We start from the raw sequence: 15,104 nt of genomic DNA on the forward strand, positions 1-15,104 counted from the left end.
TCACAACTCGGTGGGAGAAAATGATCGGAAATCGAACGTCCGAAATGGACGAAGAAGAACTGTGACCCCTACGGATCAATTCTGCGGGCCCGCTCGTGCGCCTGGGCTCAGCCCGGTTGGGCCAGTCGGTCGGCGTGTTGCGCCAAGCGGCACAGTTTAAGTTCGCGACCACGTCTCTCTGCAGGTGTTGTTTGCCGGGTAAACCTGTCTGTCCGGTTGTTGCCGTACTTGCGTGCGCCGTGTGGCGGCAGTACGAATGAGCTCTCAGTGGTAATCCGGGAGACCCGGAACGAGCGCCGTCAAACAGAGAGCGGTCCGCACGTCCGGTCTGGGGAAATTGGTTTGAGGCGTTTGCCCGTGTGTGTACACGTATTCGGTTCGCCTCTCCAGTTGTTCGTGTGACTCAGACGGTTATTCGTCCTAGGGGGGACTTGCGTGGTCGCATTTGTTCACTCTCTCGCTTTCGCGCCGTGCGCGGCTTTGGTGAGCCGGGTCGACTCACCTTTCCTGGACTGCGTCTCCGACGACCTCGCGCTGCTGCTGGCGCAGGCCGGGGTGGACGACGTCCGGACACCGTTCGCGTCCCGCTGGAAGTTCTGCCTGATCGAGGACTCGAGCGGACCGCCGCGGCTGAACCTGCCGCCCCTCGACCAGGACGCGTGGCTCGCGAGGCGGACCGGGTTCACACCTCGCTGGCGGGAGATCGGCGGTGACGTCGGTGCGGCAGTCCTGGCGTGGCACGCCGAACTGCACGCGGGACGGGCCGTGGTGGTCGTCGGCGATGCCTTCCACATGCCGTGGCTGCCTTACCACCGCAACGAGCACATGGCGCACGGGTTCGTCGTCGAGGGCATCGACCCCTTGGGGGGATCCAGAGAACCCGTGCTGCACGTCGTCGACCCGTACGACAACGCCACCGCCTACGGCAGGGCCGTGCCGGTGAGCGTCAAGGTCGGTCTGGCGGACGTGGCGCTCGCCCTCGGCAAGGGGTCGTGGGCCGTGCTCGACCGGGTGGGCGAGCCCGCGCCGGTCGACGTGCCGCACCAGGTCCGCACCAACGCGGAGGGGATCCTGGCCGCCGGGCTCGACGGCTCGTTCGCCCGGCTGCTCGACGGGCACGCCGGGCTCGGCAGGGAGGCCGTGGAGAACCTGGCGCTGCAGGTCTGGCTGCTCGCCAGGGACCGGGCGCTGCACCGGCTGTGGCTGGTCGACGTGCGTGCGGAGTTGCGGCGCATGGGCTTGCAGGACCTGCCCGGCCGGTTCGAGTCCGAACTGGTTCCCGCGTGGCGCAAGGCGTCCGAGATGGCCTACGTGGCCACGCGCCGCGTCCACGCCGGCCGGGCCGCGCCGCGCTCGGTGCTCGACGCCGTCCGCACCGCCGCCGAGCGGGAGACCGCCGTCGCCCGCTGGGTGCTCGAGACGACGAGGAGCTCCGGATGACCACCGTGCTCGACCGAGTCCTGGACGCCGCCCGGCGCACGCCCGACGCCGTCGCCCTAGTGGACGCCGCTGGTGCGACGACGTCGTACCGCGCGCTCGCGACCGCTGTCGACGGCCTGGCCTCGGCACTGCTGCGCCAGGTCGGTCCTGGCAACCGGATCGCCGTGGTCAGCACGAAGCAGCCGGGCACGGTGCTCGCGATGCTCGCCGTCCTGCGGGCCGGGTGCGCCTACGTGCCGGTCGACCCGTCCGCGCCGGTGCGGCGGCAGCGGTTCGTCGTGACCGACTCGGCCTGTGCCGTCGCCATCGGTGGTGACGACCTGGGCGTGCCCACCGTCGTCACCGCGTCGGACACCCCGGCAGCCGCCTTCCCGGACCTCCGCCCCGACGACGAGGCGTACGTCCTCTACACCTCCGGCTCCACCGGCACGCCCAAGGGCGTCGTGATCACGCACCGCAACGCCTCGGCGTTCGTCGACTGGGCCGCGTCCGCGTTCCCGCTGGGACCGGGCGACCGGGTCGCGGTGCACGCGCCGCTGCACTTCGACCTGCCGGTCTACGACGTCTACGTCGGGCTGGGCGCGGGTGCGGAAGTGCACCCCGTGCCGGAGCGGCACGCGTTGTTCCCCCAAGCGCTGCAACGATTTCTCGCCGAGCGCGCGATCACCCACCTGTACGCGGTGCCGTCGGCGCTGACCGCGTTGCTGCGGCGCTCGACGGTGCGCGCCGACGGCCTGCCCGCCCTGCGGCGCCTCCTGTACGCGGGGGAGGAGTTCCGCGCCGCCGCGCTCGCGGAGCTGATGCGCGCCCTTCCGCAGGCGGCGGTGGCCAACCTCTACGGTCCGATCGAGACCAACGTCATCACCAGCCACGTGCTGGACGGCCCTCCCGGCCCCGACACCCGCGTGCCCGTCGGGCGCCCGGTCGGCGGCACCCTCATCGGCCTGCTGGCCGCGGACGGCACCGCGTCGTTCGACGGCGCGGGCGAGGGCGAACTCGTGGTGGCCGGCGACTGCGTCACCCCCGGCTACCTGGGCCGGCCCGACCTGACGGCCGCCGCGATCGTGGAGCTGCCCACCCCCGGCGGACCGCGCCGCTGCTACCGCACCGGCGACATCGCCCGCCGGGACGCCGACGGCCTGCTGCACCTGCTGGGCCGCCGCGACGGACTGGTCAAGACGCGCGGTTACCGGGTCGAGCTGGGCGACGTCGAGGCGGCGGCCGGCACCCACCCGGACGTCGCCGAGGTCGTGGTGGTCGCCGTCCCGGACCCCGAACTGACCCACCGGCTGCACGCCCTGGTCGTGCCCCGGCCCGGCCGCGGCGTGCTCACCGGCGCGGACGTCCTCGCGCACTGCCGGGCCAGGCTGCCCGGCTACATGGTGCCCGGCGCCGTGCACGTCGTGCCGGACCTGCCCCGCACCAGCACCGGCAAGGTCGCCCGCGCCGACCTGCCCGCCCTCGTCACCTCCATCGGGAAGGAAGTCTGATGCGGCCCCCACGACAGGAACTCGCCGACCGGGCCGCGCACGCGGTGGCCGCGGTCCTGGGCACGGCGCCCGGCGCACCGCGGTCGGCGCACTCGCTGTTCGACCTGCCCGGATTCGACTCGATCGCGGTCGTCGCCGTGCTGGAGAGGCTCGAGACCGACCTGGGCGTCGAGGTGCCCGCGGACCTCATCGTCCCCGAGGCGTTCGACTCGCTGGACTCGCTGACCGACCTGCTCGCGACCACCTTCGCGGGCGCGACCCCGGAGGCGATCCGATGACGGCCTTCCTGCTGCACCACCTGCTCGACCGGCGGGCCGAGCTCACCCCCGACGCCCCGGCCGTCCGCCGCGGCGAGCGGACCTGGACCTACCGCGAGCTGCGCACGAGGTCCGTCGCCTACGCCGAGTGGTTGCGGGACAAGGGCGTGGTGCGCGGCGACCGGGTGCTGCTGCTCGCGCCACACGCGTTGGAGACGACCGCACTCGTGCACGCTTGCTCCCGCCTCGGCGCGCTGCACGTCGTGCTCAGCGACCGCATCCGCCCGTACCACCTGGACCACATCCTCGGCGACAGCGAACCGCGGCTCGTCCTGGCCACCGACGAGGCAGCGGGCCTGGCGGTCGACGTACCGGTGCACCGGCTGGCAGAGCTGCCCGCGACCCCGTCCGGATCCCTGCCTGTCGGCGAGCCGTGCGCGGCCACCGACCCGGTGGCCCTCATCTACACGTCGGGCAGCACGTCCATGCCGAAGGCGGTCATCTCGACCCACGCCCAGGTGCTGTTCGCCGCGTCCGCCATCAACGCCCGCCTGGGCTATCGCGCCGACGACGTGGTGTTCTGCTGCCTGCCGCTGTCCTTCGACTACGGCCAGTACCAGATGTTCCTGTCCTGCCGGGCCGGGGCGTGCCTGGTGGTCGGCGACGACGGCGACGCCGGACCCACGTTGCTGCGGCGGTTGACGGAGCACGGCACCACGGTCTTCCCACTGGTGCCGAGCCTCGCGTCCACCCTCGGCCGGCTCGTGGGCCGGGCCGGACGTCCTCCCGAGCGGCTGCGCATGGTCACCAACACCGGCGCCGCGCTGCCGGTCACGGCGTCCGTGCGGCTGCGGGAGGCCGTGCCGGGGCTCGAGGTGGTGGCGATGTTCGGGCTGACCGAGTGCAAGCGCGTCTCCATCGCCGAGCCGAACGCCGACCTGACCCGCCCGGGCTCCTGCGGCCTGCCGCTGCCCGGCACCGAGGCCTACGCCGCCGACGAGGACGGCCGCCGCCTGCCCGCGGGCGAGACCGGCGAACTGGTGGTGCGCGGCCCCAACGTGATGGCGGGCTACTGGCGCGCACCGGACCTGACCGCCCGCCGCTTCCGCCGCGACGCGTTCGGCCAGCCGGTGCTGCACACCGGCGACCGCTGCCGCTTCGACGAGGACGGCCACCTCTACTTCGTCGGCCGCGACGACGACATCTACAAGCAGCGCGGTATCCGGATGAGCTGTCTGGAGATCGAGGCGGCGGCGCTGGACGTGCCAGGGGTGGAGCTCGCCGCACTGCTGCCCCCGGACGAGGCCTCCGGCGCACGGCTGGCGGTCGCGGGCGACCTGCTCGTGCCGTACGTGGTGGAACAGCTGGGCGTCCGCCTGGAGGAGCAGAAGCTGCCGAGCCAGGTCGTGGTGCTCGACGCCCTGCCGCTCAGCGTCAACGGCAAGGTGGACAAGAAGGGACTGGCGGAGCTGCTCGCCGGTCAGGGCGGTGCGTCATGACCGCGGTGACGACCGGGGGCGCGGGGACGGCCGCGGGTACGGGGACGGCCGCGGGTGCGGGGACGGTCGCAGGTGCGGCCGGCGAGCCGGGGGCGACTGCCGCGGGCACTGCCTCCGACTCGGTGGCGGCTGCCGCCCCCACCCCAGCGGCCCCCTCCACCGACCCGCACCCCACACCCCTGGCCGAACGCATCGCGGAACTGGCCGGCACCCCCGCCTACGTCTACGACCTCGACGCAGTCGAGGCCGCACACACCGACCTGCGCCGAGCCCTGCCGCACCCATCCGTCCTCTACTACTCCCTCAAAGCCAACCCGCACCCCGCCGTGGTCGGCACCCTGGCCCGCCTCGGGTGCCGGGCCGAGGTCAGCTCGGACGGCGAGGTCGACGCGGCCTTGCAGGCGGGCGTGCCACCGGCCCAGGTGCTGCTCACCGGCCCCGGCAAGTCCGCCGCGGTGCTGGAGCACGCACTCGGCCTCGGCGTGACCCGGTTCTCCGTCGACTCGCCCACCGACCTGCGCGCGGTCGGCGAGAGCGCGGCGCGGCACGGTGTCGAGGCGAAGTGCCTGTTGCGGGTGAACGCGGACGAGGGTGTGGCGGGCACCGGCCTCACCATGACCGGCACGGCCTCCCAGTTCGGCGCCGACGCGTCGTGGGTCGCCGCCGACCCGGAGTCGTTCCTCGGCCACGCCGCCGCGACCGTCACCGGCCTGCACCTCTACATGGGCAGCAACTTCGTCGACGAGGACGCGCTGCTGCGCCAGTTCGAGGTGGCCGTCGACCTCGCCACCTCCCTGGCAGGCCGGCTCGGGCGGTTCGAGGAGGTCGACCTCGGTGGCGGGTTCGGGGCGCCCTACGCGCACCGGGGAGTGCGACCGCGGTTCCCCGGGCTGGCCGCGCGGCTCAGCGCCCTGCTGGACCGGCGGCTGCCCGGATGGCGCGACGGCGCGCCGCGGATCGCGTTCGAGTCCGGACGTCATCTCGTCGGCGACTCCGGCGTCCTGGTCACCCGCGTCGTGGACGTCAAGCGCTCCAAGGGAGAGCTGTTCGTCGTGCTCGACACGGGCGTCAACCACCTCGGCGGCATGTCCGGCCTGCGCCGCCTGCCCCGGCTCGCGCCCGACGTCGTGCCCGTCGGCGGCCGGGAACCGGGCGAGGTGACCGCGACGCTGGTCGGGCCGCTCTGCACGCCGCTCGACACCCTCGGCCGCGGCCTGCGGATGCCCGCCGTGCGGCCCGGCGACCTCGTCGTCGTGCCCAACGTCGGTGCCTACGGGCTCACCGCGAGCCTGATCGGCTTCCTGGGCCACACACCTCCCGCCGAAGTGGTGGTGCGCGGCGACTCCGTGCTCGACGTGTCACGCCTGCGTCTCGTGCGCGGTGCCGGGCAACTCCCTGTCCACAGTGGATGAAAGGACGATCCGTCATGGAAGACAACGAGTTCGACTCGGTGCTGCGCCGGCACCTGAAGAACCTGCCGGAGGACGCGGAACTGCCGGGGGACGCGCCGCTCAAGAAGTACGGCCTGGACTCGATGCAGGCCGTGGAGCTGCTGTTCGACCTGGAGGACGAACTGGGGGTCGTGCTGCCGGACGAGATGATGACCGGCGACACCTTCGCGACCGCGGAAAGCCTGCGCCGGGCCGTGGGAACGGCCGTGGACGAGCCCGCCGCGGAGATGTCGTGACCGCCACACAGGCCCCGCCGGTCGCGCGGCAGGGGATCGGCGACCGGGTCGCGGCGGTGCTGCCGGTGCTGCGCGAGCACGCCCGGGAGGTGGACGCCGACGCCGTCTTCCCCACCGCGCCGCTGGACGCGTTGCGGCACAGCGGGTTGATGGGCCTGCTCGTGCCGGCGGCGCACGGCGGCCTCGGCGGGGGCCTGGACGACCTCGTGCGCGTCGCCGCCGAGCTGTCCGGCGAATGCCTGTCGACGGGCATGATCTGGGCGATGCACTGCCAGCAGGTCGCGGCGCTGGCGGTGCACGCGAGCCCGGAGCTGCGGGCGGACCTGCTGCCCCGGCTGGCCGCGGGACAGGTGTACGTCGCCTCGGTCACGAGCGAGAAGGTCAAGGGCGGCCACCTCCTCAGCGCCCACGCGCCGCTGCGCCGCGAAGGCGACCGGGTGCACCTGGAGCGCGACGCGCCGATCGTTAGCGGGGGCTCGGACGCCGACGGCTTCCTGATCACCATGAAGGACTCCGACACCGCGCAGCCGGCCGACGTGTCGCTGGTCTACGCCGACCGCGCGCAGCTGACCGTGCGGCACGCCGAAGGCTTCTCCTGGGACCCCATGGGCATGCGCGGGACGCACAGCGGCCCGCTGCAGCTCTCCGGTGTGGTCTCCGAGAGCGCGATCGTCGGCGGCGCGGGAGGGTTCCGCGAGGTGGCGCTGCGCACGTTCGTCCCGGTCGGCCACATCGCGTGGGCGTCGTGCTGGCTCGGCGCCGCGCGCGGGGCGTTGCGGGCCGTGCTCGAACTGGTGCGCAGCCCCGCCGGCCGCAAGCAGTTCGACCTCGACTCGGACCTGCTGCGCGCCCGGCTCGCCAGGGTGCGGCTCGACCTCGACACCACGGCCGCGCTGATCGCGCAGGTCGTGCGGGACACCGGCCTCGCGCCCGACCCGGAGGCACCGGACGTGCAGCTGCGTCTCAACGGCCTCAAGGTGCACGCCGCCGAACGCTCGTTCGCCGTCGTGGACGCGCTGGTCGAGGTCGTCGGCCTGCGGCACGGCTACCTGCGCGACGCGCCGCTGCCGCTGGAGCGGATGTTCCGCGACCTGCGATCGGCCTCGCTGAACTACGCGAACGACCGGCTGCTCGGCGCCAACGGCGCGTTGGTGCTGGTCGACCGCGGGGTGGGGCTGGCGCTGTGACCACGTCGCTCACCCCACCCGTGCTGGCGGTGCCCGTCGGCCCGCGGCTGCACCCCGCCCACGTCGCCGTCCTCCCGGCGCACGCCACCGACACCCGCTTCGCCGACGCCACCGAGCACGCCGCGGCTGAAGGCATGGGGCCGTTGCGCGCCAACGAGTTCCTGCGCGGACGATCACTGCTGCGGCAGCTCGTCGCACGGGTGCTCGGTCCCGGCGCGGCGGCCCGGCCGTTGCGGACCACCGACAGGGGGAAGCCGTTGCTGCTGCCCGGTGTCGGCGTGTCCATCTCGCACACCGACCACCACACCGCCGCGGCCGTGTGGACCGGCGGCGAGGTCGGGGTCGACGTCGCCGAACCGCCCGAGCGGCCGCACCGCGGACTGGTCCGGCGCTGCTGCGGCCCGCACGCGGCCGACGTGCTCGCCCGGCCCGACGCGGCGCACGCGTTCAGCCGCGTCTGGGCCGTCCAGGAGGCGTGCGTGAAGGTCACCGGCATGGGGCTCGCCGACCTGCCGTGGCGCATCCCGGTCCACCCCGACGCGCGCGCGGGCCGCTGGCGCCGCGTCCACTGGCGCCTGGTGGACGTCCCACCGCCCTGCACCCTCGCCCTGGCCGTCCGGCCGTCCCACCACGAGGAGATCCGGTGACCACACCGCCCACTGCCTGGTACAACGTCCTGGCGGACCTCGACTTCGAGCTGCCGCCGGACCTCCCGCCGCCCGCACGGCCCGCCGACGCCCGGCTCGACCCGCAGGTGCCGCTCAGCCTGATCCGCCAGGAGGTCACGCGCGAGCGCTGGGTGCCGATCCCCGAGGAGGTCGCCCGGCGCTACGCCCAGTGGCGCGTCACGCCGTTGCGCCGCGCCAGGGAGTTCGAAAGGGCACTCGGCACGCGAGCCCGCGTCTACTACAAGTACGAGGGCGGCAACCCGTCCGGCAGCCACAAGCTCAACACCGCCATCGCCCAGGCCCACTACTACAAGGCGGCCGGTGCGAAGCGGCTCGCCGTCGCCACCGGCGCGGGCCAGTGGGGCACGGCGGTCGCCACGGCGTGCCACATGTTCGGCCTGGAGTGCGTGGTCTACATGGTCCGCACCAGCCTCGAGAACAAGCCGCACCGCCGCACCATCATGGAGATGCTCGGCGCGGAGGTGATCGCGAGCCCCAGCGACGGGACCACCGCGGGCCGGCGGTTCGCCCACGAGCAGGCGGGCACGCTGTCCATCGCGCTGGCCGAGGCCATGGAGGCCACCCGGCAGCCCGGCACCCGGTTCTGCGCTGGCAGCGGCGAGACGTACTCGTTGCTGCACAACACGGTCATGGGCCTGGAGGCGATGGACCAGCTGACCGAGTTCGGCGAACGGGCCGACGTCGTGGTCGCGGGGCTCGGCGCGGGCAGCAACTTCGGCGGGCTCGCCTTCCCGTTCCTGCGTCCTGGTCAGGGCCGCGTCCGGTGCGTGTCGGTGGAGCCCGCCGCGTGCCCGAAGCTCACCAGGGGCCGCTACGCCTACGACTTCACCGACAGCTCCGAGCAGAACCCGTTGCAGAAGATGTACACGCTGGGGTCGCGGTTCGCGCCACCCCGGATGCACGCGGGCGGTCTGCGCTACCACGCCACGGCCAAGGTGGTCAGCGCCCTGTACGACCGCGGCCTGGTCGAGGCGACCGCCTACCAGCAGCGCGACGTGTTCGAGTCCGCCGTGCTGTTCGCCCGCAGCGAGGGCGTCGTGCCGGCTCCCGAGAGCGCCCACGCCGTGCACGGCGCTGTCGTCGAAGCCGCCAAGGCCGACCGGGACGGCACCTCACCGGTGATCCTGTTCTCGCTCAGCGGGCACGGCCTGTTCGACATGGCGTCCTACCGGTCCTATCTGGACGGCCAGGTCGACGAGGAGGTCGTGGTCACCGACGAGGACATCGAGCGGTCGCTGGAACACCTGCCGCCGCAACCGCAACACCAACCGGCCGGCGTCTGACGGCCGCTGGAGGAGGACGCCATGCGCACCCAGGACCGGCTCACCGCCGGCACCGAGTTCCGCGACTTCATGACCCAGTGGCCCACCGGCGTCACGGTCATCACGACCGACGACGGCTCCGCGCCCGCCGGGTGCACCGTCAACGCGATGATGTCGCTGTCGGTCCGCCCACCGACGCTGCTGGTGTCCCTGGCCACCGGCAGCGGCACCCTGGGCGCGATCCGCAGATCGCGGCTGTTCGGCGTCAGCGTGCTGTGCTCGCGCCAGGGAGATCTGTGCGGCCGCTTCGCCACCGGGGCCCAGACCGACCGCTTCCGGGACGTGCCCACCCGCGTCGTGCGCGGTGTGCCACTGCTGGCCGACGCCGCCGCCGCGATGGTGTGCGACCTGCGCGACGAGCTCGTCTACGGCGATCACGCGCTGCTGGTCGGAGTGCCGCTGTGGCACGAGGTCGACGCCGCCAGCGCCCCGCTGGTGCTGCACCAGCGGGCGTTCCGGGCGCTCGGGTAGGGGTTCCCGTGGACTTCCGGACGTTCTCGGTGCGACGCCTCGACGCCGGGGTGGCCGAGGTCGTGCTCGACGGCACCGGTGACGGCAACGTCATGGGTGGTCTGGTGTGGACGGAGCTGCCCGCGGTGGTGGCCGCGCTCGACGCCGACGCGGACGTGCGGGCGGTCGTCCTGCGGGGAGCGGGGGAGTGCTTCAGCGGCGGGCTCGACCTGCGGTGGTACCTCCCGCACTACCGCAGGCTCGCCCGCCGCGACGACCTGCCCGCGCGGTTGCTCGCCGAGGCGACGGCGATGCAGGACGCGCTCGGCGCGGTCAACCGCAGCAGGCTCGCGTGGATCGCCGCCGTGCACGGCCCGTGCGTCGGCGCGGGACTCGACCTCGCCTCGGCGTGCGACATCCGGCTCGCCTCGGCCTCGGCGTCCTTCTCACTGCGTGAGGTGCGTCTGGGCATCGTGGCCGATCTCGGTGCGCTGCAACGACTTCCGCACGTCATCGGCACGGCCGCCACCAGGGAGCTCGCCCTCACCGGCCGGGACGCCGGAGCGGACGAGGCCCTGGCGCTGCGGCTGGTGACCAGGGTCGCGCCCGACGCCGACGCGTTGTGGGAGAACGCCTTCGCCACCGCCCGGCAGATCGCCGGGAACCCGCCCGCCGCCGTCGCGGGCGTCAAGGCCGTGCTCGACCGCACCAGGGACCTGCCCGTCGCCGACGGGCTGCGCCACGTCGCGCTGTGGAACGCCGCGTTCCTGCCGTCCCCGGAGCTGCCCGACCTGCTCGCCGCGGCACTCAAGTCGTCACGTTGACCCAGGAGGAACGATGAGCGAGACCACCGCGCTGTGGTTCAGCGCACTGACCCGGGACACCTCGGCCGAGGAGGTGCGCGGCCGGGCGCTGGTGTCCGGCCGGGGCTGCCACGTCACCGACGCGAGCGGCCGGGAGTACCTCGACGCGAGGTCGGCCCTGTGGAACGCGAGCCTCGGGTACGGCAACCGGGCCGTCGCCGAAGCCGTGGCGCGCCAGCTCGCGACGCTGCCCGTGGCCCAGTCGATCCGGCACGACCAGCCCGCGGAGACCACGCTGCGCTACGCCGAGCGCCTGGTCGCCGTGCTGCCCGAGCACCTGCGGCACGTCCGGTTGTGCACCACCGGCGCCCAGGCGGTGGAGGGCGCGGTGTTCCTGTCGCGGTTCACCCGCATCGTCGGCGGCGACCCGGACCGCACGCACGTGATCGCCCAGCTCGACGGCTACCACGGCATCGGCGGCCTCGCCACGGCGATCACCGGGGAGCCGCCCGTGCACGCGTTGCACGGACCGCTCACGCCGGGCGTGCACCACGTGCGCCCGTGGGACCTCGACCACCTGCGCGCCGAGGTCGAGCGGATCGGGCCGCACCGGATCACCGCGATCGTGCTCGAACCGGTCCTCGGCACCGGTGTGGTGGCGGCACCTCCCGGTCACCTGGCCGAGGTGCAGCGCCTGTGCCAGGAGCACGGCATCCACTTCGTCGTCGACGAGGTGTCCACGGGGTTCGGCCGCACCGGTGCCCTCACCGTCACCGGTGAGCTCGGGCTGCGGCCGGACATGCTGTTGCTGAGCAAGGGGATCAGCTCCGGTTACGTCCCGCTGGCCGCGATCGCCACCACCGGCGAGGTGCTGGCCGCGGCCACCGCGCGCCCCGGCGTCGTGCTGCCGCACGGGTCGACCGGCGACGGCAACCCGGTGGCCGCCGCCGCGGGCCTGGCCGTCCTCGACGAACTGGCGGACGGCCGCGTGCTGGCCAACGTCCGGGAGCGGGGCGCTCAGCTGGAGCGGGCGCTGTCGGAGCTGGACGGCGTGCTCGGGGTGCGCGCCCTGGGCCTGATGATCGGCGTCGACCTCGACGCGGACGCCGGCACCGTGGCCGAGCTGCGCCTGCGTTGCCGGGAGGAGGGGCTGCTGCTGTCCACGGCGCGCAGCACGGTCGTCCTCACACCCCCGCTGGTGATCACCGCCGCGGACTGCGAGGAGCTGGTGACCAGGCTCGACCGGTCGATGCGGGCGACGTTGCCCGCCAAGGTCGCGTCCTTCGCGGGCTGACCCGAACGTCACGGCAGTGGGGGCGTGCTCGGACGCACGCCCCCACTCGTCGTTCGCGGGGTCAGCTCTGGCCCACCGGCACGGGCTCCGCGGCCGCCGCCTGCTGCTGCACGCGGATGACCAGCACCACCCCGACCATGATGAGCGCGAACCCCAGCACCTGCCCCAGCGGCGGCCACTCCTGCCGGGCCGCGTAGACGTAGGTGTAGCCCGACAACGTCTCCACGTTCACCAGCATCCCGGCGACCGTGGGGGAGAGCTTCGCCGAGGCGGCGTTCCACAGCCACGTCGCCACCCACGACACCAGAACGCCCAGCACGATCGCCACGACCACGAACCCCGCGACTCCGGTTCCTCCCGGCGCGACGCTCAACTGCCCGGTCACCGCGGCCAGCGGCAGGGCCACGACGGTGACGGCGCCGGTCGCGACGCCGACGACCGTGGCCCACTGGCCGGCCGGCACGTCGGGGTTCTCCGCCATGAACCTGGCGTTCGCGATCCCGTACCAGGTCCACATCGCCACCGCCCCGGCACACGCGAGCAGGCCGAACACCTTCGTCGCCACCGACGTCGGCTCGGTGGCCTGCGCACCGGAGATCTCGAGCCCGTTCACGACCACCAGGCCCACCGCCACCAGCGTGACCGGCAGCGCGAGGCTGCGCCAGGAGCACAGCCTCGACACCCGGTTGCCCACCAGCGCCATCACCACCGGGATGCAGCCGATCACCATGTTCGTGACCGGCGCGCCCACGGTCTGGATGCCGATGACCAGCAACAGGTAGTACCCCGCGTTGCCGGCGATGCCGAACCCGAGAGCCGGTGCCCAGTGCCGCCGGGCGATCCGCCGGACCCCCGCGCCGCCGAGGACGAACAGGCCCAGCGACAGCACCCCGTAGGCGAGGTAGCGGCCCGCCGTCACGGCCACCGCCGACCACCCGGTCAACAGGTCCGGCAGCACGAACGCGAGCCCCCAGACGAGGCCCGCGCTGACACCGGCCCCGAGCGCGATCGCACCTGAACCACGGCCGAAGGACATGCGACTCCTCCCCTGAGTCCTGCTCAAGGAGGTTGCACGAATCGGCAGGGCGGTAAACGACGGGCCGTACGTCCTTTCGGGGAGAGATCAATTCCACCTGCTGGTCGAAAGCTTCGGGGGAAAAGACGCTGTGGTCGCCGCGAACCGACGTGGGCCTCGAACTCCGCGGAGTTCGAGGCCCACGGTCACGGCCGTGTCAGGACCGGACTTCGCGTGCGGCGTCGCGACCGTGCTGCGCCACGTCCTGCGCGGCGGCTTTGCCCTGCCCGGCCGTGGTCCTGGCCGCGTCCGTGGCGGTCTGCTTCACCTCGTCCGCGGCATCGCGGACCTCCGACCCGACGTCCTCCTTAAGGTGTTCGGCGGACTCCGTCAGCGCCTGCTTGACGGGCTCGATCGCGTCGCTCGCCCGGTCGCCCACCTCGGTGACGAGCTGTTGCTCCGCCTGCGACCGGGGGAGGAGTGAAGCGACCAGCAGGCCGCCGCCGAACGCGATGATGCCCGCCGCGATCGGGTTGCCCTGCGTCTGGCGGATCGCCTGACGTGGAGCCTCCTGCACCGCTTCGACGGCGCGACCGGCGTTGTCGGCGACGGTTTCCTTCGCGTGGTGCGCACCGTCCTGCACGGACGAGGTGGCGTTGGTGGTGGTGCCCATGATGTTGTCCCTCAACGACGAGAGCCCGTTGCGGATCCGCTGCGTGCGGCGCTGCGCGATGCGCTTGGGGCTGGTGCGGTCGACGAGGCGGTTGGCGTCGTCGACCAGATCGGCCCTGGTGTGGTCGATCTCGCGCCTTATTTGGTCGGGTGTCGGGCCCATTCGGCGTCCTCCTTGAGGGATTCGACGGTGCGTTCGGGTTTGGGCGCCACCTGACGGAGCTTGGTGCGTCCGGTGCTGTACAAGGCGAAACCGGCGATGCCCCACAGCGCGGCGACGATCAGGGCCGCCCAGCCGAGCGGCAGAACGGCGCCGAGCGCGAAGACCAGGGCGAGGCTGAGCAGCACCGCGGTCATGTACCCGGCGAAACCCGCGCCCGCGAGCATGCCGGTGGCCTTGCCCGCCTTCTTCGCTTCTTCACGGATCTCCGCCTTGGCCAGTTCGAGCTCTTGGCGCATCAACTGGGAGAGGTCCTGCGCCAGGTCCCCGACGAGCTCGCCGAGCGACTCGCGTTCGGCGGGAGCGGGCGGCAGACCGGTGTCAGGGCTGGACATACCGCGCACCTCCGGAAACGACGGGATCCGGCGAGTACGGGTCGCGCGCTGCGGGTTCGGTGCCGAGCGCGCCCCGTTCCTCGAACGGCAGCGCGTCGTTCAACGTGCCCTCCTGGTGAACGTGCGTCGCCGAGAACCCGGTGTCCGGCGCCGGCCGGGGCGCGGCGGCGGGCTGCTGACCGGTCGCGCTCTTCGCGACGCGGCCGACGAGGAACCCCGCCACCGCCGCACCCAGCAGGAACGCACCGGGCCGCCGCCGGGCGAAGTCCTGCGCGGAGTCGAGCAGCCCCCGGGCTCCGCGCTCGTCCAGGTACCGCGCGGCCTGCCTGCTGGAGTCGGCGATCTGCCGCACGGCACTCGCCGACAGCGAGTCCTGCGGCGTGGCGTCGGCCATGGAGCTCAGTTCGTCGGCGATCCGCCCCAGCTGGCCGGACGCCTTCCTGGCCTGCTGCTCGGCCTCCTCGGCGATCCTGCTCCGCGCGTCGTGCAGCACGTGGTTCGCCTGCGCCTTGGCCTCCTGCGCCACCTGGCCGAACTGGTCCTGGGCGGTCGCCCGCACCTCCCCGGCGGCGTCCTTGGCGTGGTCCACCACCGCGGCGCCTTCCTGCTCGGCGGTGTCACGAACACCGCCCGTCTGGTTCTCGGTCACGACTGGCTCCTCACATGTCGACGTGTGTTCGCAGTGCCAGCTACCCCTCGCAAGCCGGGGCAAACCGGGACGGGTCGACGGAAAGTTGTTGCGAG

At 73.2% G+C, this 15,104-nt stretch carries 16 protein-coding genes; 12 read left to right on the forward strand and 4 right to left on the reverse strand.

Features of this window, described 5'->3' with window-relative positions; translation table 11 throughout:
* Positions 1-483: 483 nt before the first annotated feature.
* From ND450_RS06305 to ND450_RS06360, 12 genes are read left to right on the forward strand one after another with little or no spacing between them, the layout of a single operon-like run.
* Positions 484-1,440, forward strand: a complete 957-nt coding sequence (locus tag ND450_RS06305; protein ID WP_253325211.1) for a BtrH N-terminal domain-containing protein — start codon at positions 484-486, stop codon at positions 1,438-1,440.
* Positions 1,437-2,930 (forward strand): amino acid adenylation domain-containing protein, encoded by a 1,494-nt coding sequence (locus ND450_RS06310; protein ID WP_253325212.1) that lies wholly within the window; start codon positions 1,437-1,439, stop codon positions 2,928-2,930. The genes ND450_RS06305 and ND450_RS06310 overlap by 4 nt, the downstream gene beginning before the upstream one ends.
* A complete protein-coding gene (locus tag ND450_RS06315) occupies positions 2,930-3,208 on the forward strand; it encodes an acyl carrier protein (protein WP_253325213.1) in 279 nt (92 codons plus the stop codon). Before ND450_RS06310 ends, ND450_RS06315 begins: the two co-directional genes overlap by 1 nt.
* Complete coding sequence (locus tag ND450_RS06320) at positions 3,205-4,686, forward strand: class I adenylate-forming enzyme family protein (protein ID WP_253325214.1); 1,482 nt, start codon at positions 3,205-3,207, stop codon at positions 4,684-4,686. The genes ND450_RS06315 and ND450_RS06320 overlap by 4 nt, the downstream gene beginning before the upstream one ends.
* Positions 4,683-6,098, forward strand: coding sequence for a type III PLP-dependent enzyme (locus ND450_RS06325; protein WP_253325215.1), 1,416 nt, complete (start codon positions 4,683-4,685; stop codon positions 6,096-6,098). Before ND450_RS06320 ends, ND450_RS06325 begins: the two co-directional genes overlap by 4 nt.
* A gap of 14 nt (positions 6,099-6,112) precedes the next feature.
* A complete protein-coding gene (locus ND450_RS06330) occupies positions 6,113-6,373 on the forward strand; it encodes a phosphopantetheine-binding protein (RefSeq protein WP_089922597.1) in 261 nt (86 codons plus the stop codon).
* On the forward strand, positions 6,370-7,560 hold the full coding sequence (locus tag ND450_RS06335; protein ID WP_253325216.1) for an acyl-CoA dehydrogenase family protein: 1,191 nt from the start codon (positions 6,370-6,372) through the stop codon (positions 7,558-7,560). Before ND450_RS06330 ends, ND450_RS06335 begins: the two co-directional genes overlap by 4 nt.
* On the forward strand, positions 7,557-8,207 hold the full coding sequence (locus ND450_RS06340) for a 4'-phosphopantetheinyl transferase superfamily protein (RefSeq protein WP_253325217.1): 651 nt from the start codon (positions 7,557-7,559) through the stop codon (positions 8,205-8,207). The genes ND450_RS06335 and ND450_RS06340 overlap by 4 nt, the downstream gene beginning before the upstream one ends.
* Positions 8,204-9,532 carry a TrpB-like pyridoxal phosphate-dependent enzyme gene (locus tag ND450_RS06345; RefSeq protein WP_253325218.1) on the forward strand — a complete coding sequence of 443 codons (1,329 nt, stop codon included), beginning with the start codon at positions 8,204-8,206 and terminating at the stop codon, positions 9,530-9,532. The genes ND450_RS06340 and ND450_RS06345 overlap by 4 nt, the downstream gene beginning before the upstream one ends.
* Positions 9,533-9,553: 21 nt before the next feature.
* On the forward strand, positions 9,554-10,042 hold the full coding sequence (locus tag ND450_RS06350) for a flavin reductase family protein (RefSeq protein ID WP_253325219.1): 489 nt from the start codon (positions 9,554-9,556) through the stop codon (positions 10,040-10,042).
* Between the two features lie 8 nt (positions 10,043-10,050).
* Positions 10,051-10,845 carry an enoyl-CoA hydratase-related protein gene (locus tag ND450_RS06355; RefSeq protein ID WP_253325220.1) on the forward strand — a complete coding sequence of 265 codons (795 nt, stop codon included), beginning with the start codon at positions 10,051-10,053 and terminating at the stop codon, positions 10,843-10,845.
* 13 nt (positions 10,846-10,858) lie between these two features.
* Positions 10,859-12,118, forward strand: a complete 1,260-nt coding sequence (locus ND450_RS06360) for an aspartate aminotransferase family protein (RefSeq protein ID WP_253325221.1) — start codon at positions 10,859-10,861, stop codon at positions 12,116-12,118.
* 61 nt (positions 12,119-12,179) lie between these two features.
* Here ND450_RS06360 and ND450_RS06365 read toward each other — a convergent pair whose 3' ends face one another.
* The 4 genes from ND450_RS06365 to ND450_RS06380 form a co-directional block, all read right to left on the reverse strand.
* Complete coding sequence (locus ND450_RS06365) at positions 12,180-13,154, reverse strand: DMT family transporter (protein WP_253325222.1); 975 nt, start codon at positions 13,152-13,154, stop codon at positions 12,180-12,182.
* Positions 13,155-13,350: 196 nt separating this feature from the next.
* The gene (locus tag ND450_RS06370; RefSeq protein ID WP_253325223.1) at positions 13,351-13,968 is read right to left on the reverse strand and encodes a DUF3618 domain-containing protein; all 618 of its coding nucleotides are present in this window, start codon (positions 13,966-13,968) and stop codon (positions 13,351-13,353) included.
* Positions 13,944-14,360: a phage holin family protein gene (locus ND450_RS06375; RefSeq protein ID WP_253325224.1), complete on the reverse strand. Its 417-nt coding sequence runs from the start codon at positions 14,358-14,360 to the stop codon at positions 13,944-13,946. Before ND450_RS06375 ends, ND450_RS06370 begins: the two co-directional genes overlap by 25 nt.
* Positions 14,347-15,009: a hypothetical protein gene (locus ND450_RS06380; RefSeq protein ID WP_253325225.1), complete on the reverse strand. Its 663-nt coding sequence runs from the start codon at positions 15,007-15,009 to the stop codon at positions 14,347-14,349. Before ND450_RS06380 ends, ND450_RS06375 begins: the two co-directional genes overlap by 14 nt.
* Positions 15,010-15,104: the final 95 nt, after the last annotated feature.

Origin of the sequence: Lentzea sp. HUAS12, from assembly GCF_024125735.1 — a bacterium.
Lineage (GTDB): Bacteria > Actinomycetota > Actinomycetes > Mycobacteriales > Pseudonocardiaceae > Lentzea > Lentzea albida.